The sequence below is a fragment of the Paenibacillus sp. FSL R5-0475 genome, assembly GCF_038004585.1.
Lineage (GTDB): Bacteria > Bacillota > Bacilli > Paenibacillales > Paenibacillaceae > Paenibacillus_AQ.
Genome location: NZ_JBBORK010000001.1, coordinates 4067310 through 4093167, shown reverse-complemented (window position 1 = coordinate 4093167; position 25858 = coordinate 4067310). Strand labels below are relative to the sequence as shown.

At 46.2% G+C, this 25858-nt stretch carries 19 protein-coding genes, 9 tRNA genes, 3 rRNA genes and 1 other annotated feature; of the genes, 29 read left to right on the top strand and 2 right to left on the bottom strand.

From position 1 onward, the window contains the following. Positions 1-46 precede the first annotated feature (46 nt). The 29 genes from MKX41_RS18405 to MKX41_RS18265 all read left to right on the top strand — a co-directional run bounded on the left by MKX41_RS18405 (position 47) and on the right by MKX41_RS18265 (position 23340). The gene (locus MKX41_RS18405) at positions 47-1288 is read left to right on the top strand and encodes an Rne/Rng family ribonuclease (RefSeq protein WP_042194404.1); all 1242 of its coding nucleotides are present in this window, start codon (positions 47-49) and stop codon (positions 1286-1288) included. A 62-nt stretch (positions 1289-1350) separates the two neighbouring features. Further along, positions 1351-1436, top strand: a sequence feature (ribosomal protein L21 leader region). A gap of 14 nt (positions 1437-1450) precedes the next feature. Beyond that, positions 1451-1762 carry a 50S ribosomal protein L21 gene (rplU, locus tag MKX41_RS18400; protein ID WP_042130566.1) on the top strand — a complete coding sequence of 104 codons (312 nt, stop codon included), beginning with the start codon at positions 1451-1453 and terminating at the stop codon, positions 1760-1762. Between the two features lie 12 nt (positions 1763-1774). Next, complete coding sequence (locus MKX41_RS18395; RefSeq protein ID WP_042191166.1) at positions 1775-2110, top strand: ribosomal-processing cysteine protease Prp; 336 nt, start codon at positions 1775-1777, stop codon at positions 2108-2110. A gap of 17 nt (positions 2111-2127) precedes the next feature. After that, on the top strand, positions 2128-2439 hold the full coding sequence (gene rpmA / locus MKX41_RS18390; RefSeq protein ID WP_042130564.1) for a 50S ribosomal protein L27: 312 nt from the start codon (positions 2128-2130) through the stop codon (positions 2437-2439). Between the two features lie 280 nt (positions 2440-2719). After that, positions 2720-3460 (top strand): Spo0B domain-containing protein, encoded by a 741-nt coding sequence (locus tag MKX41_RS18385; protein ID WP_076300740.1) that lies wholly within the window; start codon positions 2720-2722, stop codon positions 3458-3460. A 15-nt stretch (positions 3461-3475) separates the two neighbouring features. After that, the gene (gene obgE / locus MKX41_RS18380; protein WP_340972429.1) at positions 3476-4786 is read left to right on the top strand and encodes a GTPase ObgE; all 1311 of its coding nucleotides are present in this window, start codon (positions 3476-3478) and stop codon (positions 4784-4786) included. A 212-nt stretch (positions 4787-4998) separates the two neighbouring features. Then, entirely contained in the window at positions 4999-6318 is a 1320-nt protein-coding gene (locus MKX41_RS18375; protein WP_042191160.1) for an SPFH domain-containing protein, read from the top strand. An 11-nt stretch (positions 6319-6329) separates the two neighbouring features. Beyond that, positions 6330-7076, top strand: coding sequence for a hypothetical protein (locus tag MKX41_RS18370; RefSeq protein ID WP_076300743.1), 747 nt, complete (start codon positions 6330-6332; stop codon positions 7074-7076). Positions 7077-7090: 14 nt separating this feature from the next. Continuing rightward, positions 7091-7861: a hypothetical protein gene (locus MKX41_RS18365; protein WP_340972424.1), complete on the top strand. Its 771-nt coding sequence runs from the start codon at positions 7091-7093 to the stop codon at positions 7859-7861. A gap of 54 nt (positions 7862-7915) precedes the next feature. Further along, a complete protein-coding gene (locus MKX41_RS18360; protein ID WP_340972421.1) occupies positions 7916-9277 on the top strand; it encodes a hypothetical protein in 1362 nt (453 codons plus the stop codon). Between the two features lie 158 nt (positions 9278-9435). Then, complete coding sequence (locus MKX41_RS18355) at positions 9436-9873, top strand: ACT domain-containing protein (protein ID WP_042130552.1); 438 nt, start codon at positions 9436-9438, stop codon at positions 9871-9873. A gap of 36 nt (positions 9874-9909) precedes the next feature. Next, positions 9910-11196, top strand: coding sequence for a homoserine dehydrogenase (locus MKX41_RS18350; RefSeq protein ID WP_042191151.1), 1287 nt, complete (start codon positions 9910-9912; stop codon positions 11194-11196). 59 nt (positions 11197-11255) lie between these two features. Then, the gene (gene thrB, locus MKX41_RS18345; protein WP_076300746.1) at positions 11256-12236 is read left to right on the top strand and encodes a homoserine kinase; all 981 of its coding nucleotides are present in this window, start codon (positions 11256-11258) and stop codon (positions 12234-12236) included. Continuing rightward, positions 12233-13120: a prephenate dehydratase gene (pheA, locus tag MKX41_RS18340; RefSeq protein WP_149646001.1), complete on the top strand. Its 888-nt coding sequence runs from the start codon at positions 12233-12235 to the stop codon at positions 13118-13120. Before thrB ends, pheA begins: the two co-directional genes overlap by 4 nt. A 4-nt stretch (positions 13121-13124) precedes the next feature. Further along, complete coding sequence (gene ilvE, locus MKX41_RS18335) at positions 13125-14006, top strand: branched-chain-amino-acid transaminase (protein ID WP_339798169.1); 882 nt, start codon at positions 13125-13127, stop codon at positions 14004-14006. Positions 14007-14330: 324 nt separating this feature from the next. Next, positions 14331-16160, top strand: coding sequence for a LysM peptidoglycan-binding domain-containing protein (locus MKX41_RS18330; protein ID WP_340972413.1), 1830 nt, complete (start codon positions 14331-14333; stop codon positions 16158-16160). A 445-nt stretch (positions 16161-16605) separates the two neighbouring features. Further along, a 16S ribosomal RNA gene (locus MKX41_RS18325) occupies positions 16606-18163 on the top strand. Positions 18164-18395: 232 nt separating this feature from the next. Then, positions 18396-21324: ribosomal RNA gene (locus MKX41_RS18320) — 23S ribosomal RNA — on the top strand. A 147-nt stretch (positions 21325-21471) separates the two neighbouring features. After that, positions 21472-21588 (top strand): 5S ribosomal RNA (gene rrf / locus MKX41_RS18315). Together the 16S, 23S and 5S rRNA genes form the textbook arrangement of a ribosomal RNA operon. 133 nt (positions 21589-21721) lie before the next feature. Beyond that, positions 21722-22258 (top strand): AAA family ATPase, encoded by a 537-nt coding sequence (locus MKX41_RS18310; protein WP_340972410.1) that lies wholly within the window; start codon positions 21722-21724, stop codon positions 22256-22258. Between the two features lie 82 nt (positions 22259-22340). Next, positions 22341-22415 (top strand) — tRNA-Glu (locus MKX41_RS18305). Positions 22416-22503: 88 nt separating this feature from the next. Next, positions 22504-22579 (top strand) — tRNA-Val (locus MKX41_RS18300). Between the two features lie 43 nt (positions 22580-22622). After that, positions 22623-22699 (top strand) — tRNA-Met (locus MKX41_RS18295). Positions 22700-22725: 26 nt separating this feature from the next. Further along, positions 22726-22803, top strand: a tRNA-Asp gene (locus tag MKX41_RS18290). Between the two features lie 15 nt (positions 22804-22818). Continuing rightward, a tRNA-Lys gene (locus MKX41_RS18285) sits at positions 22819-22891 on the top strand. A 36-nt stretch (positions 22892-22927) separates the two neighbouring features. Next, a tRNA-Gly gene (locus MKX41_RS18280) sits at positions 22928-23002 on the top strand. Positions 23003-23012: 10 nt separating this feature from the next. Then, positions 23013-23089: transfer RNA gene (locus MKX41_RS18275), tRNA-Arg, on the top strand. 19 nt (positions 23090-23108) lie between these two features. Next, a tRNA-Leu gene (locus MKX41_RS18270) sits at positions 23109-23187 on the top strand. An 80-nt stretch (positions 23188-23267) separates the two neighbouring features. Then, positions 23268-23340: transfer RNA gene (locus MKX41_RS18265), tRNA-Lys, on the top strand. 118 nt (positions 23341-23458) lie between these two features. Here MKX41_RS18265 and MKX41_RS18260 read toward each other — a convergent pair. Together MKX41_RS18260 and fabV are read right to left on the bottom strand one after the other, a co-directional pair. Beyond that, the gene (locus MKX41_RS18260; protein WP_076284852.1) at positions 23459-24379 is read right to left on the bottom strand and encodes an aldo/keto reductase; all 921 of its coding nucleotides are present in this window, start codon (positions 24377-24379) and stop codon (positions 23459-23461) included. Between the two features lie 217 nt (positions 24380-24596). Next, complete coding sequence (gene fabV, locus MKX41_RS18255; protein WP_340972407.1) at positions 24597-25787, bottom strand: enoyl-ACP reductase FabV; 1191 nt, start codon at positions 25785-25787, stop codon at positions 24597-24599. Positions 25788-25858 lie beyond the last annotated feature (71 nt).

Here is a 25858-nt window from a genome sequence, read left to right as displayed (position 1 = left end):
GAGCGTGAGAAGGGATGAATGAATGAACGAAACCAGAGGTGAAGCCATGAAACAGATGATCGTTCACTGCACGCAGCACATTACCCGAATGGCTCTTCTGGAGAACGGAAGGCTTGTGGAGTACGCGGCTGAACGCGATCAGCAGCAAGGGCTGGTCGGAAGTTATTATAAAGGCCGTGTGATTAACGTACTTCCAGGTATGCAGGCTGCTTTTGTTGACATTGGACAGAAGAAGAATGCTTTTTTATATGTTGATGATGTATTGCACCCTCATTTGGATAGACAGCCGGATGTGAAGCCTTCTATCGAGACGCTTTTGCAGCCGGGTCAGGATATTGTTGTACAAGTAAGAAAAGAGCCTAGTGGCGGCAAAGGTGCGCGTGTAACGACCCATTATACATTGCCCGGTCGCTGGATGGTGTACATGCCTTTTGCCGATTATGTTGGGGTATCCAAAAAAATAAGTCGCGATGCAGAACGTAGCCGGCTCAAAGGAATTGGTGAGCGTCTGCGAATGAAAGAAGAGGGGGTTATTATGCGGACCGTCTCTCAGGATGAGCCGCATGAAGCAGTGGAGGGTGATCTTTCATTTTTACGTGCGCAATGGGATAACATTACACGTCGGGCACAAACTGCAGAAGCCCCAGCTCTACTTCATCGTGATCTTAGTATTGTTCAGCGCTTTATAAGAGATGCGTTTAATCCACAGCGTGATCAGCTGATTATAGATTCTCCAGTTGCAGTTAAAGAAGCCAAGGCATTTCTGGATGACATGGCACCTGATGGGTACAAGCCTGTGAGTTTATATAATGGACCGGAGTCCATTTTTACAGCTTATGGGGTTCAGGAACAGTTGCACAAGAGCTTCAGTCGCAAGATCACGCTGGAGGGCGGAGCGACAATGATCTGGGATGAGACGGAGGCGCTCACCGTTATTGACGTGAACACCGCGCAATACATTGGAGGAGCATCCCTTGAAGAGACGGTGACGAATACTAATTTGCTTGCAGCAGAGGAGATTGGTCGTCTGATCCGTTTGCGAGATACCGGCGGAATTATTATTGTTGATTTTATTGATATGGAAGAAGAAATACACCGTAAAATGGTTACCGAGCGGCTGGAGAAAGTGATCTGCAAGGATCGAACCAAAACCCATATTCTCGGTTGGACAAGACTTGGACTCCTCGAGATGACCCGGAAGAAGGCAAGACATGATTCAGCCAGCTTCGCACCTATCCTTTGTCAGTGCTGCGGAGGGACTGGGAAAGTTGGAGAATGGATGGAATGAGTTGACGATGGGCGATAAGTATGATAATATCTTCAAGTATGTGTTTGATTGATTCGGTCCTGCACATGCTGTAACCGCTCCGATCGGGTACATAAGTGCAGTTTCCACGGGGATCTGCCACCTAGACTAGGCGAGTCTGAGACATGAGGAGGTGCAAGTAAAATGTATGCAATTATCGAAACTGGCGGTAAACAATACAAAGTCCAAGAGGGCGATGTTTTGTTCATTGAGAAGTTGGAAGCTGAAGACGGCGCAAGTGTAACTTTTGACCGTGTATTGGCTGTTTCTAACGAAGGTGGTCTGACTGCAGGAACTCCGCTCGTAAGCGGCGCGTCTGTAACAGCTAAAGTCGAGAAACATGGTAAAGGCGCTAAGGTTGTAGTTTACAAATACAAACCTAAGAAGAACTACCACAAGAAACAAGGCCATCGTCAACCGTACACGAAAGTAACTATCGAGAAGATTCAAGCGTAAGAAGGTGCGTGAATGATTAACGTACGGATTACACGATCTTCGGATCTAGGAACTATCGTTGGCTTTGAGGTAAAAGGGCACGCGGGTTATGCAAAGCGTGGCGAAGATATCGTATGTGCCGGTGTTTCGGCCGTAACGGTTGGAACCGTCAATTCGATTGAGACTTTGACCGGAATCTCCATGGATACATCCATGAAGAACGGATTCCTAAGTGGAACATTAGGTTCCATTGATGATTTCGATACTTCCGCGAAGGTGCAATTGCTGCTTGAATCCATGGTCGTGATGCTAAATGATATCGCAGAATCATACGGAAAGTATCTTCAAATAGAGCAAGTAAATATTTAAAGAAGGAGGTTGACAACATGTTGAAATTGAATCTTCAATTGTTCGCATCGAAAAAAGGTGTAGGTTCCACAAAAAACGGACGGGATTCCCATTCCAAACGTCTTGGCGTGAAACGTGCTGACGGTCAAGCAGTAACCGGCGGTAACATCTTGGTTCGTCAACGCGGAACAAAAATTCACCCAGGCACTAACGTAGGCATCGGTAAAGATGATACGTTGTTCGCATTGGTGGATGGCGTAGTGAAGTTCGAACGTTGGGGCCGCGATCGCAAAAAAGTGAGCGTATACCCAGTTGATGTCGCTCCGGTAGCAGCGGCACTGGAAGCGTAAGCTTACGGAACCATATTTGCATGTAGAAGCCTCCGGCATGAGTGCCGGAGGCTTTTTTGTAGAATATTCAGAAGCGTTTGTGTATACCTTTGAGCACTTTAGAAATGTAGACCTTCAGAGTTTTAAGAAAACATAAACATCCTTAGACATATGTGAAATCTCACGGTTATCTCTGGTGAACTACAGGGAACTGCTGTGTTATACTAGGAAATGGTAATTGATGAGGGTAATAATCTAAACGAAGTCATGAATTTTGCGAACTGAGGGACGGGGAGAAAGAATGAAATCCTGGAAAAGTGCAATCTGGGCAGTCATGTTATCCGTAATGCTTCCTTTAGGACTCGTGTATTGGCATACCTCCCTTTTGACGTGTCTGTTGCTTGGAATTTGGGTAGCAGCAACGGTTGCTTTTAGTTTGATTTGGAATCAGCGTCATTGGGAACGGGAGCTGCGTATACAAGAGAACACTCTGCAACAGGCGGCGATTCGGACACTGAATCATCATCGTCATGATTGGATGAATGATTTGCAGATTCTTTACGGATATATTCAGCTTGGAAAGCCTGATAAATCCGTGGAGTGTGTGGAAAGAATAAAGGAACGCATAGCGCTTGATAGTCGTATCGCTAAGCTGGGCATTCCTTCATTGGTCTTCTATATCCAATCTTTCCGAACTTACCGGACTAGTCTGGAACTGGAAGTTCAAGTGGAGGAAGGATTGCAACTGGAGGAGAAGCTAAACCGGGAAGCAGGAGATGAGCTGACTTCAGTGATCATGCAGACCGTACGAGCTTATCAATATAACGGACTGGCTCCTCAGGGTGAAACGCGCAAGCTGCGTCTTGGCTTTATTCAGGATGGAGGAGACATTCTTATCTCCTTCGAAGGTGAGGGAGAGCATGGCAATCCCGAGCAGCTCAAAGGGCAAATTTATAATATAGTACAAGGGAAAATCATGAAAGCGGAGCAGTTTAAGCCCAGCAAGGCTTATGTAGAGCTGCGTTTGCCGCTTGAAATGTGAGGAAGGTGAACATTAATGTTCGTAGATAAAGCTAAGATTTATGTTAAGGGCGGAGACGGCGGGGATGGTATCGTTGCGTTTCGCCGGGAAAAGTATGTACCGGATGGTGGCCCAGCAGGTGGTGACGGTGGCCGTGGTGGCGACGTTATCTTCCGCGTAGATGAGGGCTTGCGTACGCTGATGGATTTCCGTTATCAGCGCCATTTTAAAGCGGACAAAGGGATTAAAGGACGTAACAGAAGTCAGCATGGGGCGAACGCTGACCATATGATCGTGCGGATTCCACCTGGAACCATATTAATTGACGATGATACTCAAGAGATCATCGCCGATTTGACTCGTCATGGTCAGCAAGTTGTTGTTGCTCGTGGGGGTCGTGGGGGTCGTGGGAATGCTCGTTTTGCAACAGCAGCTAATAAGGCTCCAGAGCTAGCAGAGAACGGCGAAGAAGGTCAAGAGCGGTATATTGTTATGGAACTTAAGGTTATGGCTGATGTGGGACTTGTAGGCTTCCCGAGTGTGGGCAAATCTACGCTACTGTCGGTCGTATCCGCAGCTCAACCAAAGATTGGTGCATACCATTTCACTACGATTACACCGAACTTAGGTGTAGTAGATGTTGGGGATGGACGAAGCTTTGTAATGGCGGATCTGCCAGGATTAATTGAGGGAGCTAGTGAAGGTATAGGGCTTGGTCATGAATTCCTGCGTCACGTTGAACGTACACGGATCATTATTCACGTAGTGGATATGTCTGGTTCAGAGGGGCGTGATCCCTTCGAGGATTGGGTTCTCATTAATGACGAGCTGAAGCAATATAATGCGGCTCTAATTGATCGTCCTCAAATCGTGGCCGCGAATAAAATGGATATGCCAGAGTCTGAGGAGAATCTCATCGCTTTCCGAGAACGCGTAGCTGAGCTGCGTCCGGATCTTGAGGTTATGCCAATCTCCTCGCTTACCCGTCAGGGTGTTCAGGAACTGTTATATCGTGCAACGGATATTCTTGATAGTATTCCGGTGGCACCGGTAGTTGAAGAAGTATCAGGAACAACTGAACGTAAGGTTTATAAGCTAGAAGCGGAAGATAATAACTCGTTCACCATTACACGTGATAATGAAACATATGTGGTCAACAGCCCTCGTATCGAGAAAATGTTGAAACGTATGCAGCTTAGCACACATGATGCGATTCTAAAGCTCGCCCGGACATTGCGACATATGGGTGTAGATGCAGAGCTTCGTAAACGTGGAGCTGTAGAGGGGACTATTGTCCGTATTGGTGAGTTCGAATTCGAGTTCGTAGAGAATAGCAGTTACTATTAATATTTAGCTGATTACAAAGCGCGACTTGTGTTCTCCTGTAGAGGAAGACACAAGCCGCGCTTTTTTTATTTCCATATCGAGTATATTTTTTTCGTGAAAAGAACCCAAATCACGATATATATCGTATACAATTAATATCGAAATACACAATTTCCCATCCGGGAACGCATACGTTATTCATATATCATAGATGATGAAAGAGGGAATAGCAGATGGCAATTATAGAAGTGGTGAAGTACGACGGTCCTCCGGGGATTTTCGCATGGAAATATCCTAACCAAGAGCTAGGGACATGGACTCAGCTAATCGTTAATGAATCTCAGGAAGCGATCCTATTCAAGGGCGGACAAGCGCTTGATTCCTTTACGGCAGGGCGGCACACCCTGAGCACCGCCAATATTCCTATTTTATCTAATATCGTTAATCTTCCTTTCGGTGGGAAGTCGCCGTTCACAGCAGAAGTATGGTATGTGAACAAGACCAATTCGATGAATGTTAAATGGGGAACCAGCGCACCTTTACAACTCCAGGATCCTAAATACAAAATTATGATTTCTGTTCGTTCCTTCGGACAGTTTGGTGTAAAGGTTGATAATCCGCGCAAATTTTTGTTGCAGCTTGTTGGAACGCTTCCTCAGTTTGATCACGATACGCTCGTGAATTATTTCCGCGGCTTGCTTATGTCGAATATAAATGAACTGATTTCATCCTACCTTGTACATAAGCAAATCAGTATACTGGAGATTAATGCCTATGTTGCAGAGATCTCAAAGCATATCCAGGGGCGGCTAGCATCAACTTTTCTGGATAATGGACTTGAGCTGAATAATTTCTATATTGATTCCATTAATATTCCTGATGATGATCCGGCAACGATTCGATTAAAGGAAGCTTTAGCTAAAAAAGCAGAAATGGATATTATCGGCTTCAACTATCAACAGGAGCGTGGCTTTAACACGATGGAAAAAGCAGCAGGTAATCCTGGCAATCTTGGAGTAGGCATGATGAACACCGGGATGGGGCTTGGACTTGGTATGGGATTCGCTGGACCGGCTATGGATATGGTGAATCGTATGACCCGAGGGATGAGTTTTGATTCAGGGACTACAGTTGTGCGCCAAGAGCGCTCCTGTTCGAAGTGTGGGGTTATGAATTCTGTTGAGGGAAGGTTCTGTAGTGGCTGTGGGCATGCTCTGGAGAGCATTCAGCAAAGCGCATCGTCCGGAAACAAGATCAATTGTTTGGAATGTGGTCATGAATTGAAAGCAGGAGCCAAGTTCTGTCCTGGTTGTGGCAATCCTTATCGTGCTTGTCCAACCTGTGGAGCAGATAATCCTGAGGGTGCATCTTCCTGTGTCTCTTGTGGAAAAGAAATGCCTAAAGCCTGTGGTAAATGTGGAGAAATGGTATCACCAGGGGTGAAATTCTGTCCTCACTGTGGAGATAGTTTGGTTATTAAATGCGGAGGTTGTGGGCATGAGCTGAAGCCTGGACAGAAATTTTGTGCAGAGTGTGGAACAAAAGCAGGCTGAAGGAGGACGTTATGAACAAGGGCAAAAGTTATATTCGTATCATCACCATTATTTATGTGGCTGCTATAATACTAACGGTGTTCTCCTTTATAGGGTTAGGCTTCTCTGAATCACTGTTTCGATTCGTGATTTCGCTAGTTGCTGTTCTGCTGGCGGAGAGTGTGGTGTATGGCTATTGTATTTTTTGGCTCCGTACTGCAGGTAGTGTGCAGCGGACCTCACCCGTTCTTCTCAGCGGTGCAATCATCACGGGGATTTATGCGGTTGGAGTATTCGCATCGGCTATTGTCTTCGATTGGCTACTGGAGTTGTCCCCTCTGTGGTATGCTGCGGTTCAACTGCTGATTCTTTTGATTGGTGGAATCACACTGGCTGTGATCGGGATTTATGGATGGAATGCCGGAACAGAAGAACAGCAAATACAGAGGTCCTTGCAAGCTTTTCGGCAGCATCAGAGTGAAATAAACGAGATCAGTGCGCTGGCAAGCAGCTGGAAGAATCCTGAAACTGAACAGCTTGTACAAGTGCTCAATAAGTTACGAGATCAATTCAAGTTCAGTGATCCTGTATCAGATCCATCTTTATATGCTACTGAGGATATCATGCATCAGCAGATCTCCCTGTTGCATGATCATGTGAAGCTTCTGCTCATGACAAATGAGCCACATGAGAACTGGCAAGCTGAAATCAACGAAATGGCCGACAGTATTAAAGCTACACTAGAGCGGCGAAATCGGGAATTAGCGGCACTTAAATAGGAGGAAATAACTACATGAACAGATTGAACATACAAGAGCCGTCACCGACCCCAGCGGGGAGTGCAGCGGTTCCTCTGATTAAATTAGACCGGACTGGGTTTGATTATGTCATTCTTGCAGCAGCTTATCTATTCACACCCATTGGACTCGTTCTTGCATTGTTACGTTTGATGCTAACTCATTATAAAAATCATCGGAGACCCACCAATCTAAATCTGATCATGCATGTATTTATCGGAGGATTTGTTGAACTCTCTGTTGCAATGTTTGTGGATACCATGAGTGGAAACACTGGAACTTCCGAATTATTAACGATCCAGATTTTCCTTGCAGTTATATTTTTGATTCCGGCACTTATTCTTGCGAGTGTGACAGCAAAAGCTAAATATACACTTTCTAAGCTTAACACTTCTTATATAGAGCTGATTCAAAATAAAAATATCCGATATGTCGGCAGTATATCTGAACGGATAGGTCAAAGCGATAGCGATGTACGGAGAGATGTCCAGTATCTAAAGAATAAAGGATTACTGGATATTGATATTGTACTTTCCGAGGGGCGTCAGACGCCAGATCCATCCATGGCAGCACCTAATCTTGTACATCCTGGAAGGACTTCAGGCTTCGGAGCCCAAGCTTCGGGACAGCAGATTCATTCTCAACCGCAGTCCTCACCGCTGCTGCCTAAGTCCATCCGTTGTCCGGGCTGCGGAGCACAGAACACGGTTCAGCCTAGTCAGTCAAAGAGCTGTGAATACTGTGGCACGATGATATCGTATAGTTAATGCCAAGGTTCTCCCTGAGCATTGTAGATATAACTTAACTAGGGGAGATAGAAGATGAGTAAATTGGATATACGAAGGCAGCCACCAACAACAGGCAAACCGATATATAAGCACGAATATGAGCGGACGGCGTTTGATTATACGACTATTGTGTTTGCGTATGTATTTGCTCCGGTTGGCTTTATATTGGCTGCTATTCGGTTATTATCTACACATTCCAAGAGACAGCGCAAAGCAAGCAATATTAACCTGTTTTATCATGCGTGTATGGGTGCCTTTGTAGAATTGGCGATCTATTTCATTATTAGCAAGCTACTCGGTCAAATCGATTATGTCGCACTCTTGATCAGGCTGGTGATTATCTACGCATTGTTTAGGATTCCCGCCATCAAATTGTCGGTTAGGGCCGTAGGGTGGAGAGAGGGATTCACCTATCTTTGCAATGACTATATCGCATTGGTTCTTGTGGACGGCATAAGGCATATCGGCAGCCTATCCGATATTCGCGGATTCAGTGAAGAGAACGTCCGCGAGGTTTTGGAATATTTAAAAGATCAGGGAGTACTTTCACCAGATATTGTTTATTATGAAGGACGTGTAGACAATCCATTTGTAAAATTGCCGCCGAAGCTTATTTATTCCAAACGGGCACAAGCACTGGTGCGTGCGCCTGAGAATAACCTTCGCTACCGTAACAAGCGAGACCGGACAGTGTTTGATCGAATCATCATGGCGATTGCCTATTTGTTTGCTCCGCTTGGGTTTGTACTTGCGATGCTTCGTTTTGTAAGCACTCATTATAAGAATGAGCGGAAATCATTTAACTACAAATTGCTCTATCATGTATGTATGGGAGCTTTTATGGAACTTGCCGTCCTCTTCGCCGTGGGGACCTACAAAGGGGATTTTAAGTGGTTCACTTTATTGATCATTCTGGTGGTCCTCTACTTGATCTTTATAATTCCGGCGGACAGCTTTGCAGGGAGGGCTACCTTCGCAACAGAAAACTTTGATCTTCTGTGCAAGAAGTATCTCATGCTGATCATAGTGGATGATGTTAGACATATTGGTAATTTAGCTGATATCACGAAACAAAGTGAAGATGATGTACGTAGAGACCTACGGTATTTGGTGAGATGGGGGTTACTTGCTTCTGATCTTGTCTATTATGAAGGACGTGTTAAGCTCTTAGATAAACAACCGCCCAATCTTGTGCATCCTGACCGGGCACAGCCCTCCGCGGCATCAGAGAACCAGCCATCATCTGGGCGGCAGTCATTACCGGAGAATAGGCCTAAGCCACCTGTCCAACTGCCGAAATCCATCGTTTGTTCGAGTTGCGGTGCTAAGAGTAGAGTACTTCCTGGGCAGGATAAAATCTGTGACTATTGCGGGACGACGATTCCATACAGTTAGTGTACATACGATTGCCTGCTGCCCCCGGGAATCCGGGGGTTTTGCTGCACCGTACTCCCTGGCCTCAGAGTATACATATAAAGTTATTGCATTTTATAAGTCTTTTCCGATATAATGTCCACTAAGAAAACACAAAAGTCTTTGAGGTGAGGACGTTCGTGAAAGAACGCTATTATTTGGTCCGTGAGGACATATTACCTGATGCCGTACTTAAGACTATGCAGGTCAAACAATTGCTTGAGGCCGGGGATGCGAAGACCGTACATGAGGGTGTAGAACAGGTAGGATTAAGCCGGAGCGCTTTTTATAAATACAAGGATGGCATTCACCTGATCCATCAGCTCGAACGTGAGCGAATTGTTACGATCTCCATGGATTTGGAACATGAATCGGGGATGCTCTCCAAGGTTCTAGGATCTGTGGCGGGGCATGGGGCTAACGTGCTGACGATTCACCAGAGTATTCCGCTACAAGGACGAGCGAATGTGGTGATTTCCGTGGAAATCTCACATTTGAATGAGGAGCTCGGAGAGATGCTTGATAGTCTGAAGAATATTCCGGGAGTGAAGCGCGCCCTAATCGTTGGACAGGGATAGAGAAATTATATACGTAAAACTTTTAGGAGGATACTGATGAAGCCGGTTAAAGTAGGATTGCTGGGTCTGGGAACAGTTGGTACAGGTGTAGTTCGTATCGTGGAAGGAAATCAGGAGGATTTGAGCAGTCAAGTAGGCTCTCCAATACTCATTGAGCGCATAGCGGTGAATAATTCCAATAAGCTCCGTGATATTGAGGTCGACCCTGCTAAAATAACAACAGATCCATGGGATGTTATTCGTGACCCTGAGATCGATGTAATCGTTGAAGTGATGGGTGGTATCGATGGAACAAAGGAATATATTCTTGAAGCTTTGGACCGCGGTAAACATGTCGTAACTGCGAATAAGGACTTGATGGCGCTGCACGGTTCGGAGATTCTGGCTAAGGCGCAAGAGAAGCAATGTGATGTCTTTTATGAGGCTAGTGTTGCAGGTGGTATTCCGATTATTCGGACGCTTATCGAAGGCTTTTCTTCAGATAAGATCATGAAGATTATAGGTATTGTGAATGGAACAACTAATTACATACTAACCAAAATGAGCCAAGAAGGCGCATCCTATAATGATGTGTTAAAAGAAGCGCAGGATTTAGGATATGCAGAGGCTGATCCAACTTCCGATGTTGAAGGTCTGGATGCTGCCCGCAAAATGGCGATTCTCGGGACCCTAGGCTTCCGTACTAACGTGGAGCTACATGACGTCAGTGTGAGTGGGATTTCAGAAGTGAGTAAAGCCGATATTGCCTTTGCAAAGCGTCTCGGATACGAAATTAAGCTGCTAGGCATTGCTGAACGTCAGGATGAGGAATTCAGTATCAGTGTTCAACCGACCTTGATTCGAGCAAGTCACCCACTTGCATCTGTAAATGGTGTCTTCAATGCAGTTTATGTGTATGGTGAGGCAGTAGGAGAGACAATGTTCTATGGTGCGGGCGCGGGTGCAATGCCAACGGCAACTTCGGTAGTAGCTGACTTGGTAGCCATTATTAAGAACCTCAAGCTGGGTGTTAATGGATTGAAGCAAAAAGTACCTTATAAGCAGAAGAAGCTTAAGAGTGATGAGGATATCTTTTATAAAAACTTCCTACTTTTACACGTTGATGATAAAGCAGGCGTATTGGCCAAGATTACTCAGGTGTTTGCCGAGTATGACGTGAGTCTTGATTCGGTAGTTCAGCAAGCCAATCCAAATAATCCTGATGCGGAGATTATTATTGTTACCCATAACGCCAGCAAAGCAAGTATGAATAAAGTGCTGCGTCACTTTAATGAACTGAAAGTCATCCACCGGATCAAGAGTCACTACCGTGTGGAAGGTTAGCACTGTAGATGGACTATACTTTCTATATTTAAACAATGAGTAAGGAGATTGCACCTGTTATGAGTACTTATGGAGTAGCAAGGGTTAAAGTACCTGCTAGTACTGCCAATCTTGGTCCGGGCTTCGATACTCTTGGCATGGCATTGCCGCTGTATGCCTGGATTGAGATGGAGGAAGCAGAGGAGACTGTTTTTCATCTATATGGTGACGAGATGAAGGGAGTGGCTCAGGATAAGAGTAATTTACTCTATAAGGTCGCTCAAATGGTATTTGCAGAAGCTGGCGTTACGGTGCCTGAAATATCTATTTCGATGTACTCTGAGATTCCGCTTACGCGTGGACTCGGCAGCAGTGCCTCGGCCATCATTGGGGGCATGGTCGCAGCTAATACGATGATCGGCTCTCCGCTCGATGATGCGAAGCTGTTTGATATGGCTACCCAGCTTGAGAAGCATCCTGACAATGTAGGAGCTTCCTTATTTGGTGGCATCATTACCGCAGTGTGGGACGGTGATCATGCGGATTACGTTCGCCTTGATCCACCTCAAGACCTTGAGGTTCTCGTGGTTATTCCTGAATTCGAGCTGGAAACCACAAAAGCACGGGGAGTGCTTCCAACAGAAATCTCAGTTAGTGATGCTGTGTACAACATCAGCAGAACCTCTTTAATGACAGCCTCGTTTGCATCAGGTCGGCTTGACCTGATCAGTAGAGCGATGCAGGATCGTCTGCATCAGCCCTATCGTGCAGCACTTATTCCAGGCATGGAGAAGCTGCTCGCGGAAGCACCTAACCATGGTGCTTTAGGAATCGCACTTAGCGGTGCCGGTCCTACCCTACTGTGTTTAGTTGATCGCCATGAGACTCGTAAGCGAGAGCTTGAGGCTTTCCTGATGAATACGATGCAAGAACACGGCATCTCTGCTCAGACTTGCTGGCTGATGCCTTGTACTTCAGGTGTTACATCAGAGCTTCTTGAAAGAAACGAGATGCAAAACGTATCATTTTTGGATATGATAAAAGGAGAAGTACGGTTATGAAATCAATAGCGGTATTGCCGCAGGGCTCGGTATCTCACGAAGCGCTGCTGCATTTGTTTAACGGCGAGCCTGTAAAAATTGTGCATCATAAGTTAATTTCCGATGTCTTTCTCTCTACGGCTGGTGGCACCACTGATTACAGCGTTATCCCGATTGAGAATACTATTGAAGGCTCAGTTAGTCTACATATTGATTGGCTCATTAATGAGGTCGATCTGCCTATGCAGGCTGAATGGATCTTTCCATCGATACAGAATCTCATCGGTCACCCGCTGGAATTCAGAGATACGAACGGCAATAAGGATTTCACTAAAATTAAAAAAATCCTTTCGCATCCTGTTGCAATGGCACAATGCATGCAATTTGTTCGGAAGCATGCACCTTGGGCTGAACTGGAGTCGGTCGGAAGCACCTCTGAAGCTGTTGAAATCGTTAAGAACAATCCTGACAAGGGCTGGGCTGCGATTGGTACTGCTCTTGGCGCAGCAACTCATGGGCTGGAGATTGTTGATCGGAAAGTTACAGATCACAACAACAACTACACGCGATTTGTCCTTGTCGGTCCGCAGAAGATTGATCTTCCACGGAGCAGCAATGGTGTAAAGACGAGTGTCCTAGTTACGCTGCCGGAGGATTTTCCCGGTGCTTTGCATCAGGTCCTCGCTGCCTTTTCTTGGCGGAAGCTGAATTTATCGCGTATTGAATCACGACCAACGAAAAAGAAGTTGGGTACTTATTATTTTTATATTGATGTGCTGGAACCGATAGAATCAGTCCTGCTGCCAGGAGCGATTGAAGAGATTAGCGCTTTAGGCTGTCAGGTTCGGATTCTGGGCTCGTATCCCACATACACCTATGAGGAAGAGAAAGCGGAGGTGCAGTAAATTCATGGCTGAACAATGGATCTATCTGGATGGACAACACGTAACTAAGGAAAATGCAAAGGTATCCGTTTTTGATCACGGTTTTTTGTATGGAGACGGCATATTTGAAGGTATTCGTATCTACAATGGTAATATTTTTAAATGTAAAGAGCATTTGGACAGACTATATGATTCGGCGAAGTCGATCATGCTGGACATTCCGCTCACTTATGACGAGATGCTGGAAGCTATGGCTGAAACGATTCGCCTTAACGACATGCGTAACGGTTATATTCGACTGATCGTATCCCGTGGTCCTGGTAACTTGGGTCTTGATCCACGCCGTTGCCCTAAAGCCAGCGTAATCATTATCGTTGAACAATTAGCTATTTACCCAGAGCAAGCGTACATTAATGGGCTTCGCGCTGTTTCTGTATCCCAACGTCGTAATATTCCGGATGCACTGAATCCGAAGATTAAATCGCTTAACTATCTCAACAATATCCTAGTGAAAATCCAGTCCAATTTGGCAGAAGCCGATGAAGCAATCATGATGAATGCTCAAGGATATGTTACTGAAGGATCTGGAGATAATATTTTCATCATCAAAAATGGTGTGGTCTTTACTCCTCCATGCTATTTGGGAGCGCTTGAAGGAATCACACGTCTGGCGATCATCGAGTTATGTGAGAAATTGGGTATTAAGCTAAAAGAAGAACCATTCACTATGCATGATGTTTACATAGCGGACGAGGTATTCTTCACAGGTACTGCTGCTGAAGTTATTGCTGCGCGTGAAATTGACGGCCGAATCATTGGTGAAGGACAAGCGGGTCCAATCACTTTGAGATTGCTTGAAGAGTTCCGCAATGTTGTTGACAAAGATGGCTACAAGGTTTGGGAATAACAGTTAATCGTACAATTTGCTCTTTACATGCTAGTCGAGTAATGAGTATTGAATAGGCATTAGATATCCTTTCATGTATATGAAGAAGATGGCCGGAGGTCTCTGGTAAATCTTTTCATGTCTCATGAAAGGATTTTTTTTATTTCAGGGATGTCATTCGCCCATGGGCTGCATAAGATGTAGTAACGAAGGAGGCGGCTGTACCGCATATAACTCTGTAAGAGAGCAATGTTCCATCCAAAGGGTGTTTGCTTTCAAAGCCAGTTTTGCTGTGTAGCTGTAAGAAAGCAATACTCCACAAAACTTTTAGGAGGTTAATGCTACGTGAAAATACACATTGTCAAACAAGGCGATAGTCTGTATGCATTATCGCAAAAGTACGGAGTGCCGTTACAGAAAATTATTGAAGCTAATCCACAGATCAGTAATCCGAATGTGTTGGCACTTGGTGAAAAAGTAAAAATACCTACGGCTCCTGTATCCGTACCGGATAACAGTGAAGTTTACTACAAGCATACAGTCAAACAAGGAGATACCTTATGGAAATTATCTAAGGCGTGGGGAATCCCTTTAAAAGATATGGTTGAAGCAAACCCCCAGCTAAAGAATCCGAATGTTTTGATGTTAGGGGAAGTAGTCAACATTCCTAAAAAGACATCAAACGCTTCACCCGTACAGCCAGGCTACATGCCTTCTAATGCTTCTGAGAAAACACAAGTTGGCGGGAAGGAATATACGGGTCCAAAAGAACAGCCAGTAGCTGAGGTAGTTCCTGCACCAAAACCGGAAACTAAACCAGAGGTCAAACCAGAAACTAAACCGGAAGCAAAAGCAGAAAATAAACCAGAGGCAAAAGCAGAAAATAAACCAGAAGCTAAAGCGGAAACTAAACCTGCACCTAAATCATCGCCAAATATCTCGCCTTTGTACAATTCTGCACCACACCCATCGATGAACATTGCCCCTATTAATACTCAAAATGCTGCACCTAATCCTGCACCGAATATGCAGATGGAAGTTGCTCCTGTGCAAGAAATTGAAATGCAGAGCTTATTTGTTCAGATTACAGTTCCAAATCAAGAGCCTGTAGCTCATCATGAGGCACCAAAAGCTGAGATGAAGCCAATGGCTTGCAAAGAGGAAAAGGCAGATGCTTGTGACAATATGGGATATCCAGGACTAGGAGGAAATCCTTATCTCTATGATTCTTATCAAAATAGCCCTAATATGAACATGAATTGGGCACCAAGTTATGTTCAACCTGCGTCATATGGACCTGAATGCATGTCTCCATACTTCTTTTCAGAAAATATGTATTCACCTAACATGAGTCCAGAACAATGGAATCCGAATGCTGCACCTAACATGAGTCCAGAACAATGGAATCCGAATGCTGCACCTAACATGAGTCCAGAACAATGGAATCCGAATGCTGCGCCTAATGTGAGTCCAGAACAATGGAATCCAAACGCGTGGCCTAACATGAGTCCAGAACAATGGAATTCAAACGCGTGGCCTAACATGAGTCCGGAACAATGGAATCCGAATGCTGCACCTAATGTGAGTCCAGAACAATGGAATCCAAATGCTGCACCTAACAATATGGAGGCTAATGTTTCAGGGATGAATCCGATGTATGGGATGTCACCGAACCTTCCTTGGCCAACTACTTGTGGGTGTGGGGGAATGCATGTTCAACCCTATTCATATGAAATGCCCGTATATAATACCTATCCTGCATATGGAAACCCAAATGCATTCTCTGCTTATGGAGCGGGAACACCTAATCAGGGAATAGTTCCAGCATCTCCTCTTGGAGCTTTTGGCGGGCCGATAATGTCGAGTATTCCATCTAATCCGCAGTATCCAGGTATTGGTAATTATTCACAGCATAATCGGGTTCCGGAAATCCAAGATCCTGAAACGTTTGTACAGGACACTCCCGAAGTTGCTAGAACAGTGAGTGAGGAATCTACTTCTGGCGCTTCTCTCAAGAGCAAGGGAACTGGAACGAAGGAAACGGCATCAAAAGCAAAGACCTCGAGTCAAAACAGCAGTAAGAAAAACAAAACGGCTGTGAAGTCTCAACGTTCAAATGCTGGTGGTCGTACAGAGAGCTCAAAGAAACGCAGAAATCCGTGGATTTCTAATTAATACAGTTCTGAACTAACATCCAATCTCTATTTAACGTGTAGGTTCTGATTATTAGAATCTGCACGTTTTTTATGAGAAGATGGGAACGAGAAGTAGGACTGAGGCGAAAGTACTTATTTATGTTTTTTGAATTTAGGGGTTGTTTTTAGAGTGGGTTATATGTTACATTATAAATCCAGTCGCAAAGAGGAGATATAAACTTTCGGTTGGTGAATGTTAATCTGGATGAAATTACAAAAGACTTTGAAAAAAAAGTATTGCAATTCATCGGAAAACATGATATATTATAAAAGTTGCTGCTGAGACATTAAAAGGCGCCAACGAGAACTTGATCTTTGAAAACTGAACAACGAGTGAGTAGGAAATCACGAAAGTGAAATCCGAAATTAGAGAATTAATTTTCTCGTCAGATGTTTCAAAATGAGCATATCGCTCTTTTCAATACTAATTGGAGAGTTTGATCCTGGCTCAGGACGAACGCTGGCGGCGTGCCTAATACATGCAAGTCGAGCGAAGTTACTTTGAAAGCTTGCTTTCAAAGTAACTTAGCGGCGGACGGGTGAGTAACACGTAGGCAACCTGCCCCTTAGACTGGGATAACTACCGGAAACGGTAGCTAATACCGGATAATTTCTTTTTTCTCCTGAAGGAAGAATGAAAGACGGAGCAATCTGTCACTGAGGGATGGGCCTGCGGCGCATTAGCTAGTTGGTGGGGTAACGGCCCACCAAGGCGACGATGCGTAGCCGACCTGAGAGGGTGAACGGCCACACTGGGACTGAGACACGGCCCAGACTCCTACGGGAGGCAGCAGTAGGGAATCTTCCGCAATGGACGAAAGTCTGACGGAGCAACGCCGCGTGAGTGATGAAGGTTTTCGGATCGTAAAGCTCTGTTGCCAGGGAAGAACGTCCGGTAGAGTAACTGCTACCGGAGTGACGGTACCTGAGAAGAAAGCCCCGGCTAACTACGTGCCAGCAGCCGCGGTAATACGTAGGGGGCAAGCGTTGTCCGGAATTATTGGGCGTAAAGCGCGCGCAGGCGGTCATTTAAGTCTGGTGTTTAAACCTTGGGCTCAACCTGAGGTCGCACTGGAAACTGGGTGACTTGAGTACAGAAGAGGAAAGTGGAATTCCACGTGTAGCGGTGAAATGCGTAGATATGTGGAGGAACACCAGTGGCGAAGGCGACTTTCTGGGCTGTAACTGACGCTGAGGCGCGAAAGCGTGGGGAGCAAACAGGATTAGATACCCTGGTAGTCCACGCCGTAAACGATGAGTGCTAGGTGTTAGGGGTTTCGATACCCTTGGTGCCGAAGTTAACACAGTAAGCACTCCGCCTGGGGAGTACGGTCGCAAGACTGAAACTCAAAGGAATTGACGGGGACCCGCACAAGCAGTGGAGTATGTGGTTTAATTCGAAGCAACGCGAAGAACCTTACCAGGTCTTGACATCCCTCTGAATCCACTAGAGATAGTGGCGGCCTTCGGGACAGAGGAGACAGGTGGTGCATGGTTGTCGTCAGCTCGTGTCGTGAGATGTTGGGTTAAGTCCCGCAACGAGCGCAACCCTTAACTTTAGTTGCCAGCAGGTTAAGCTGGGCACTCTAGAGTGACTGCCGGTGACAAACCGGAGGAAGGTGGGGATGACGTCAAATCATCATGCCCCTTATGACCTGGGCTACACACGTACTACAATGGCCGGTACAACGGGAAGCGAAGCCGCGAGGTGAAGCCAATCCCATCAAAGCCGGTCTCAGTTCGGATTGCAGGCTGCAACTCGCCTGCATGAAGTCGGAATTGCTAGTAATCGCGGATCAGCATGCCGCGGTGAATACGTTCCCGGGTCTTGTACACACCGCCCGTCACACCACGAGAGTTTACAACACCCGAAGTCGGTGGGGTAACCCGCAAGGGAGCCAGCCGCCGAAGGTGGGGTAGATGATTGGGGTGAAGTCGTAACAAGGTAGCCGTATCGGAAGGTGCGGCTGGATCACCTCCTTTCTATGGAGAATCGTCTTCTGCAATGAAGACATTCAAATCGGAAGTTAAGCTTCCACAACTCAGGTTTAGGCCTGTTACTCACTCGTTGCTCAGTTTTGAGAGTTTAAGCTCTCAAGTAAGACTTGATCCTTGAAAACTGGATACCGAAACGAATTTGCGTTTTAGAACATCTTTTAGCAACTTGTGTAAACAAGTAAATGTTATTAGTGAGATTTTTCTTAGGAAAAATCAAGGTTAAGCTAATAAGAGCACACGGAGGATGCCTAGGCGCCAGGAGCCGACGAAGGACGTGGCGAACAACGAAACTGCCTCGGGGAGCTGTAAGCAAGCTTTGATCCGGGGGTGTCCGAATGGGGAAACCCAGCTGTGGTAATTCGCAGTTACTCATCTCTGAACACATAGGAGATGTAGAGGCAGACCAGGGGAACTGAAACATCTAAGTACCCTGAGGAAGAGAAAACAATAGTGATTCCGTCAGTAGCGGCGAGCGAACGCGGAACAGCCTAAACCTAAGAGCTTGCTCTTAGGGGTTGTGGGACGTCTCACATGGAGTTACAAAGGAATATGGTAGGTGAAGAGGTCTGGAAAGGCCCGCGATAGAGGTAAAAGCCCTGTAGCCTAAACTGTGTTCTCTCCGAGACGGATCCCGAGTAGTGCGGGGCACGTGAAACCCCGTATGAATCCAGCAGGACCATCTGCTAAGGCTAAATACTACCTGGCGACCGATAGTGAAACAGTACCGTGAGGGAAAGGTGAAAAGCACCCCGGAAGGGGAGTGAAATAGAACCTGAAACCGTGTGCTTACAAAAAGTCAGAGCCCTATTAATGGGTGATGGCGTGCCTTTTGTAGAATGAACCGGCGAGTTACGTTTAACATGCAAGGTTAAGTCGAGAAGACGGAGCCGCAGCGAAAGCGAGTCTGAATAGGGCGATTTAGTATGTGGACGTAGACCCGAAACCGTGTGATCTACCCCTGTCCAGGGTGAAGGTGCGGTAACACGCACTGGAGGCCCGAACCCACGCATGTTGAAAAATGCGGGGATGAGGTGGGGGTAGCGGAGAAATTCCAATCGAACTCGGAGATAGCTGGTTCTCCCCGAAATAGCTTTAGGGCTAGCCTCGGTATAAGAGTAGTGGAGGTAGAGCACTGATTGGGTGCGGGGTCCGCAAGGATTACCAAGCTCAGTCAAACTCCGAATGCCATATACTTATTGCCGGGAGTCAGACAGTGAGTGCTAAGATCCATTGTCAAAAGGGAAACAGCCCAGACCATCAGCTAAGGTCCCCAAGTGTGTGTTAAGTGGGAAAGGATGTGGAGTTGCACAGACAACCAGGATGTTGGCTTAGAAGCAGCCACCATTGAAAGAGTGCGTAATAGCTCACTGGTCGAGTGACTCTGCGCCGAAAATGTAACGGGGCTAAACACACCACCGAAGCTATGGCTAGATACGTATGTATCTGGGGTAGGGGAGCGTTGTATGTGGGTTGAAGGTGTACCGTAAGGAGCGCTGGACAGCATACAAGTGAGAATGCCGGTATGAGTAACGAAAAGATCAGTGAGAATCTGATCCGCCGAAAGCCCAAGGTTTCCTGAGGAAGGCTCGTCCGCTCAGGGTAAGTCGGGACCTAAGGCGAGGCCGAAAGGCGTAGTCGAAGGACAACAGTTTGAAATTACTGTACCACCGTAATCCGCTATGAGCGATGGGGTGACGCAGGAGGGTAGTGACGCGGACTGATGGATATGTCCGTCTAAGCAGTGAGGCTGATGTGTAGGCAAATCCGCACATCGTTAAGGCTGGGCTGTGATGGGGAGCGAAAATTACAGTAGCGAAGGTCATGATCTCACACTGCCAAGAAAAGCCTCTAGCCAGGAGAAGGTGCCCGTACCGCAAACCGACACAGGTAGGCGAGAAGAGAATTCTAAGGCGCGCGGAAGAACTCTCGTTAAGGAACTCGGCAAAATGACCCCGTAACTTCGGGAGAAGGGGTGCCCCGGTAGTGTGAATAGCACGAGGGGGCCGCAGTGAAAAGGCCCAAGCGACTGTTTAGCAAAAACACAGGTCTGTGCGAAGCCGCAAGGCGAAGTATACGGGCTGACGCCTGCCCGGTGCTGGAAGGTTAAGGGGAGTGGTTAGGGGTAACCCGAAGCTATGAACCGAAGCCCCAGTAAACGGCGGCCGTAACTATAACGGTCCTAAGGTAGCGAAATTCCTTGTCAGGTAAATTCTGACCCGCACGAATGGCGTAACGACTTGGGCGCTGTCTCAACGAGAGATCCGGTGAAATTTTAATACCTGTGAAGATGCAGGTTACCCGCGACAAGACGGAAAGACCCCATGGAGCTTTACTGCAGCTTGATATTGAATTTGGGTACGATCTGTACAGGATAGGTGGGAGCCGTAGAAATCGGAGCGCAAGCTTCGGTGGAGGCGCCGTTGGGATACCACCCTGATCGTATCTAGGTTCTAACCTAGTACCCTAATCGGGTACGGGGACCGTGTCAGGCGGGCAGTTTGACTGGGGCGGTCGCCTCCTAAAGAGTAACGGAGGCGTTCCAAGGTTCCCTCAGAATGGTTGGAAATCATTCGAAGAGTGCAAAGGCATAAGGGAGCTTGACTGCGAGACCTACAAGTCGAGCAGGGACGAAAGTCGGACTTAGTGATCCGGTGGTACCGCATGGAAGGGCCATCGCTCAACGGATAAAAGCTACCCTGGGGATAACAGGCTTATCTCCCCCAAGAGTCCACATCGACGGGGAGGTTTGGCACCTCGATGTCGGCTCATCGCATCCTGGGGCTGAAGTAGGTCCCAAGGGTTGGGCTGTTCGCCCATTAAAGCGGTACGCGAGCTGGGTTCAGAACGTCGTGAGACAGTTCGGTCCCTATCTGTCGTGGGCGCAGGAAATTTGAGAGGAGCTGTCCTTAGTACGAGAGGACCGGGATGGACGTACCGCTGGTGCACCAGTTGTTTCGCCAGAAGCATGGCTGGGTAGCTACGTACGGACGGGATAAGCGCTGAAAGCATCTAAGCGTGAAGCCCCCCTCAAGATGAGATTTCCCAATTAGTAAGACCCCTTGAAGACGACGAGGTAGATAGGTTGGAGGTGGAAGTGCAGTAATGCATGGAGCTGACCAATACTAATCGGTCGAGGGCTTATCCTATACTTAAAACGCAAATTCGATTCGGATTCAGTTTTCAGGAATCAAGTTCTAAACCATATGGTCCTAGTGGCTGTATGTTGATGAATTTTGTTTTCAGCATTTGGCGATGCTGAGACCTGAATAATGCATTTGTACCGCAAATGCCCGTTTGGTGGCGATAGCGGAGGGGTTCCACGCGTACCCATCCCGAACACGACCGTTAAGCCCTCCAGCGCCGATGGTACTTGGACCGAAGGGTCCTGGGAGAGTAGGACGTTGCCAAGCACGCAAGACCACTGTTGAGTAATCGACAGTGGTCTTTTTGTTGTGCCTTGTAGAGTGAATTTGCTTGTAAGGGTTTTTATGATAAAGTGGTTTAATAGAGTCACTAATAGATTATTCATGGGGGATAAAGATCTTGATTATATGGATCAATGGAGCTTTTGGTGCGGGGAAGACAGAAACTGCATATGAATTACATCGCAGACTTCCTGATTCTTTTGTATACGATCCAGAGAATGTAGGGTATTACATAAGAGCAAACATTCCCGAGGTGATGACAAAAAGTGACTTTCAGGACTATTATCTTTGTGAAATTAACCATTCCATGTTAAAATACATAGCTAGCGAATATAGGGGAACGATTATCGTACCTACGACCATAGTCAACCCAGAATATTGGATGGACATTGCTGGTAATCTAATAAATGAGGGATTAGAGGTTCATCATTTTACTTTGTGTGCCTCACGAGAGACGCTGCTCAAGAGATTGGGTGGTAGAGGTGAAGGGAATGACTCGTGGGCCGTTCAACAGATCGACAGATGCCTCACAGGGCTTAATAAGGACGTATTTAAAGACCATTTAGACACAAATAACCTGACTACTCTAGGAGTCGTAAAGATGATAGCTAGTAAGCTTGATATCACTTTAACGCCTATTATAGAAGAAAAGTGAAAATATATTAATTTAGGTATTGCTATACTTCGAAATACATGATATAATCTTTTTTGTTGTCAAAACATTTTGTTTTCAATACGGCCCGTTGGTCAAGGGGTTAAGACACCTCCCTTTCACGGAGGTAACATGGGTTCGAATCCCATACGGGTCACCAATTTCTTTAAAACGTAATTGTTCTTCTGAAATAAAATGTTGCATTACAGGTTGGATTGTGTTATGATAATTGAGTTGCTTCTTTACATGGAGGCTTAGCTCAGCTGGGAGAGCATCTGCCTTACAAGCAGAGGGTCGGGGGTTCGATCCCCTCAGCCTCCACCATGAAGCTTTCTTATGGTAATGAATAGCTAAATATTTTTAATGACGCGGGGTGGAGCAGCCCGGTAGCTCGTCGGGCTCATAACCCGAAGGCCGCAGGTTCAAATCCTGCCCCCGCAACCAATTTTCATCAAGCAATTATATCTTTTGGAACCGTGGTGTAGTTGGCCTAACATGCCTGCCTGTCACGCAGGAGATCGCGAGTTCGAATCTCGTCGGTTCCGCCATTTTTCTTGCTTCATGAGCCATTAGCTCAGTTGGTAGAGCACCTGACTTTTAATCAGGGTGTCGAAGGTTCGAGTCCTTCATGGCTCACTTCTTAAGTGAGTCGGACACTAATACATACCGTGTGCGGACGTGGCTCAGCGGTAGAGCATCGCCTTGCCAAGGCGAGGGTCGCGGGTTCGATTCCCGTCGTCCGCTCCATATAAATTTTGCGCCCTTAGCTCAGCTGGATAGAGCGTTTGACTACGAATCAAAAGGCCGGGAGTTCGAATCTCTCAGGGCGCGCCATATTTCAACTTCATACTTTGCCGGCGTGGCGGAATGGCAGACGCGCTCGACTCAAAATCGAGAGGGAAACCGTGGAGGTTCGAGTCCTCTCGCCGGTATCAATTAGCAAGCGAAGCTCTTATGCGTTAAGCTAAGGGCTTTTGCTTTTCAAGTATAGTAAGGTAAATCATTATATTGTGGACTCTTAGCTCAGTTGGTAGAGCAGTAGACTCTTAATCTATTTGTCCAGGGTTCGAGCCCCTGAGAGTCCATCCTTAAAAGAAGCGGCAGAGATGCCGTTTCTTTTTTTATATGAGTTATACGGTTTCAATTATAGTCACAAAAAAAGCCACGAAGTACGATATTAGCGTACTTCGTGGCTTTTGATATTTATGGAAGGATATTACCCGCAGCACGGTAAATTTCATACCATTCTGGTCTGGTGAGTGTAATATCGGATGCTTTGGCAATATCCCGCAATCGCTGCGTATTGGTTGTACCTACAACAGGCTGCATATTTGCCGGATGTCTGAGAATCCAGGCAATGGCAATAGCGGTATTGGTAACCTCTTTTTCAGCTGCTAAGCGGTTAATGACCTCGTTCAATTCAGGGAACTTGTCGTTGTCCAAGAATACACCTTCAAAAAAGCCATATTGGAAAGGCGACCATGGCTGAATGGTCATGTCATGAAGACGGCTGTACTCCAAAATCCCGCCATCATGAACAACCGAACCGGAGTTTGTCATATTCACATTAAAGCCGGTATCAATCATACCCGTAAACATAATGCTTAATTGCAGCTGGTTGAACAGCAGTGGTTGCTTTACATTTTTCTTCAGTAGCTCGATTTGTAACGGGTTCTGGTTGCTGACACCAAAATGCTTGACCAATCCCTTGTTCTCCAGAATGTCAAAAGCCTCAGCCACTTCTTCCGGCTCGAACAGCGTGTCAGGACGGTGAAGCAAGAGCACATCGATATAATCGGTCTTCAAGCGTTTTAGGCTACCCTCTACGGATTGTAGGATATGCTCTTTGGAAAAATCAAAATAGCCCTTGCGGATTCCGCATTTGGTTTGGATCAGCATTTTATCACGCATACCAGGATTGTTCTGAAGTACCCCTGCGAATACCTCTTCAGCTTTGCCGTCCGCATAAATGTCGGCATGATCAAAGAAGTCTATTCCGAGCTCCAACGCACTATGTACATGTGTATCAGCCTCTTTTGCAGACAAATCCGCAATCCGCATACAGCCCAGCGAAATTTGGGATACGTCAAGTACACCATTCGCTACACTAATTTTCTTAACCATGAGTGATTCACTCCTTAGAATGTAAGTTAGAACTTGCAGTATTCTATCAAACCATATCACAAAGTGGGAGGCTAAGCCAATATGCCCTACGACGTATAGGTAGGTTGTAAGCAAAGTACAAAAAAGAGGCCGCCACATCAGTAGACTTCACTACTTTTGCAGACAACCTCTTTGTTTATACATCCAGAATTAGCATATGGATGTATTCAGAATCATTTTAATACATATTCGGAATGTCGACATTAGGATCAATATCTGCTTCGTAGTCTACGCCATCTGTTCTAAAGCCAAACAGATTGAAGAAATCTTGGCGGTAGCCTTCAAGATCAGCCAGCTCACCTGCATTATCAGTTGTCAGCTCGTCCCAACGTTTCATAACCTCTGTCTGGACATCCTCACGCATTTCCCAGTCGTCAATGCGGATCAAGCAGCTTCCGTCAGCAGTAGCCTTGCCTTCACCGTATAGGTGCTCAGAGAACAAGCGATACATTTGTTCAATACAGTTCTCGTGCAGGCCTTTTTCCTTCATCACTTCATAAAGTGCAGAGATATAAAGGGGTACTACAGGAATAGCTGAGCTGGACTGAGTTACGAGCGCCTTATTAACGGATACAAAGGCACGTCCGCCTTTTGATGAAAGAAGGTCATTCATTTGGATCGCAGTCTGTTCCAGATCGTGCTTGGCTTGGCCAATTGTTCCGTCCCGATAGATAGGGTGAGTGATTTCAGGCCCGATGTAGGAGTAAGCAACGGTAGTAGCACCATCTGCAAGGACATCAGCTGCTTGAAGCTGATCGATCCACATTCTCCAGTCTTCGCCTCCCATTACAGCGATGGTCTGACGTACTTCCTCTTCATTAGCAGGCTCAATGGTGGTCATGGATACTTCGCCTGTATGGAAGTTCAAGGTTTTATTCGAATAAGCTGTTCCCACCGGTTTAATAACGGAGGAGAAGGTTTCTCCTGTTACCGGATGGGTACGACGAGGTGAAGCGACACTATAAATAACTAAATCGATGGTGCCATATTCAGCTTTAATCAGTGCAATGGTCTTCTCTTTAATCGCATCAGAGAAGGCATCGCCAACTATGCTGTGTGATTTAAGTCCAAGCTCTGCTGCTTGTTGTTCAAAGGCAGCGGAGTTGTACCAGCCTGCAGATGCGGTGCGCTGACCTTCCGCAGCCTTATCGAAGAACACACCAATGGTATTGGCGCCAGCACCAAAAGCAGCTGAAATTCTAGAAGCCAGTCCGTATCCGGTAGAGGCACCGATGACAAGTACATTCGCAGGTCCCTCAATTTTCTTTTGCGCTTTTACATATTCAATTTGTTGTTCTATTTGTTTGGCGCATCCCTTTGGATGGGCTGTTGTGCATATAAATCCGCGTGTTTTAGGTTGAATAATCATCAAGGAATTCCCCTTTGTATAAAAATTTAAGTCTACTGATACACAGAGAAAGTATAGCAAACAATATTTAC

Excerpts from the sequence above, each read along its gene's own strand:
- MKX41_RS18405 (WP_042194404.1), top strand. The coding sequence starts at position 47 with ATGAAACAGATGATCGTTCACTGCACGCAGCACATTACCCGAATGGCT.
- rplU (WP_042130566.1), top strand. The coding sequence starts at position 1,451 with ATGTATGCAATTATCGAAACTGGCGGTAAACAATACAAAGTCCAAGAG.
- MKX41_RS18395 (WP_042191166.1), top strand. The coding sequence starts at position 1,775 with ATGATTAACGTACGGATTACACGATCTTCGGATCTAGGAACTATCGTT.
- rpmA (WP_042130564.1), top strand. The coding sequence starts at position 2,128 with ATGTTGAAATTGAATCTTCAATTGTTCGCATCGAAAAAAGGTGTAGGT.
- MKX41_RS18385 (WP_076300740.1), top strand. The coding sequence starts at position 2,720 with ATGAAATCCTGGAAAAGTGCAATCTGGGCAGTCATGTTATCCGTAATG.
- obgE (WP_340972429.1), top strand. The coding sequence starts at position 3,476 with ATGTTCGTAGATAAAGCTAAGATTTATGTTAAGGGCGGAGACGGCGGG.
- MKX41_RS18375 (WP_042191160.1), top strand. The coding sequence starts at position 4,999 with ATGGCAATTATAGAAGTGGTGAAGTACGACGGTCCTCCGGGGATTTTC.
- MKX41_RS18370 (WP_076300743.1), top strand. The coding sequence starts at position 6,330 with ATGAACAAGGGCAAAAGTTATATTCGTATCATCACCATTATTTATGTG.
- MKX41_RS18365 (WP_340972424.1), top strand. The coding sequence starts at position 7,091 with ATGAACAGATTGAACATACAAGAGCCGTCACCGACCCCAGCGGGGAGT.
- MKX41_RS18360 (WP_340972421.1), top strand. The coding sequence starts at position 7,916 with ATGAGTAAATTGGATATACGAAGGCAGCCACCAACAACAGGCAAACCG.
- MKX41_RS18350 (WP_042191151.1), top strand. The coding sequence starts at position 9,910 with ATGAAGCCGGTTAAAGTAGGATTGCTGGGTCTGGGAACAGTTGGTACA.
- thrB (WP_076300746.1), top strand. The coding sequence starts at position 11,256 with ATGAGTACTTATGGAGTAGCAAGGGTTAAAGTACCTGCTAGTACTGCC.
- pheA (WP_149646001.1), top strand. The coding sequence starts at position 12,233 with ATGAAATCAATAGCGGTATTGCCGCAGGGCTCGGTATCTCACGAAGCG.
- ilvE (WP_339798169.1), top strand. The coding sequence starts at position 13,125 with ATGGCTGAACAATGGATCTATCTGGATGGACAACACGTAACTAAGGAA.
- MKX41_RS18260 (WP_076284852.1), bottom strand. The coding sequence starts at position 24,379 with ATGGTTAAGAAAATTAGTGTAGCGAATGGTGTACTTGACGTATCCCAA.
- fabV (WP_340972407.1), bottom strand. The coding sequence starts at position 25,787 with ATGATTATTCAACCTAAAACACGCGGATTTATATGCACAACAGCCCAT.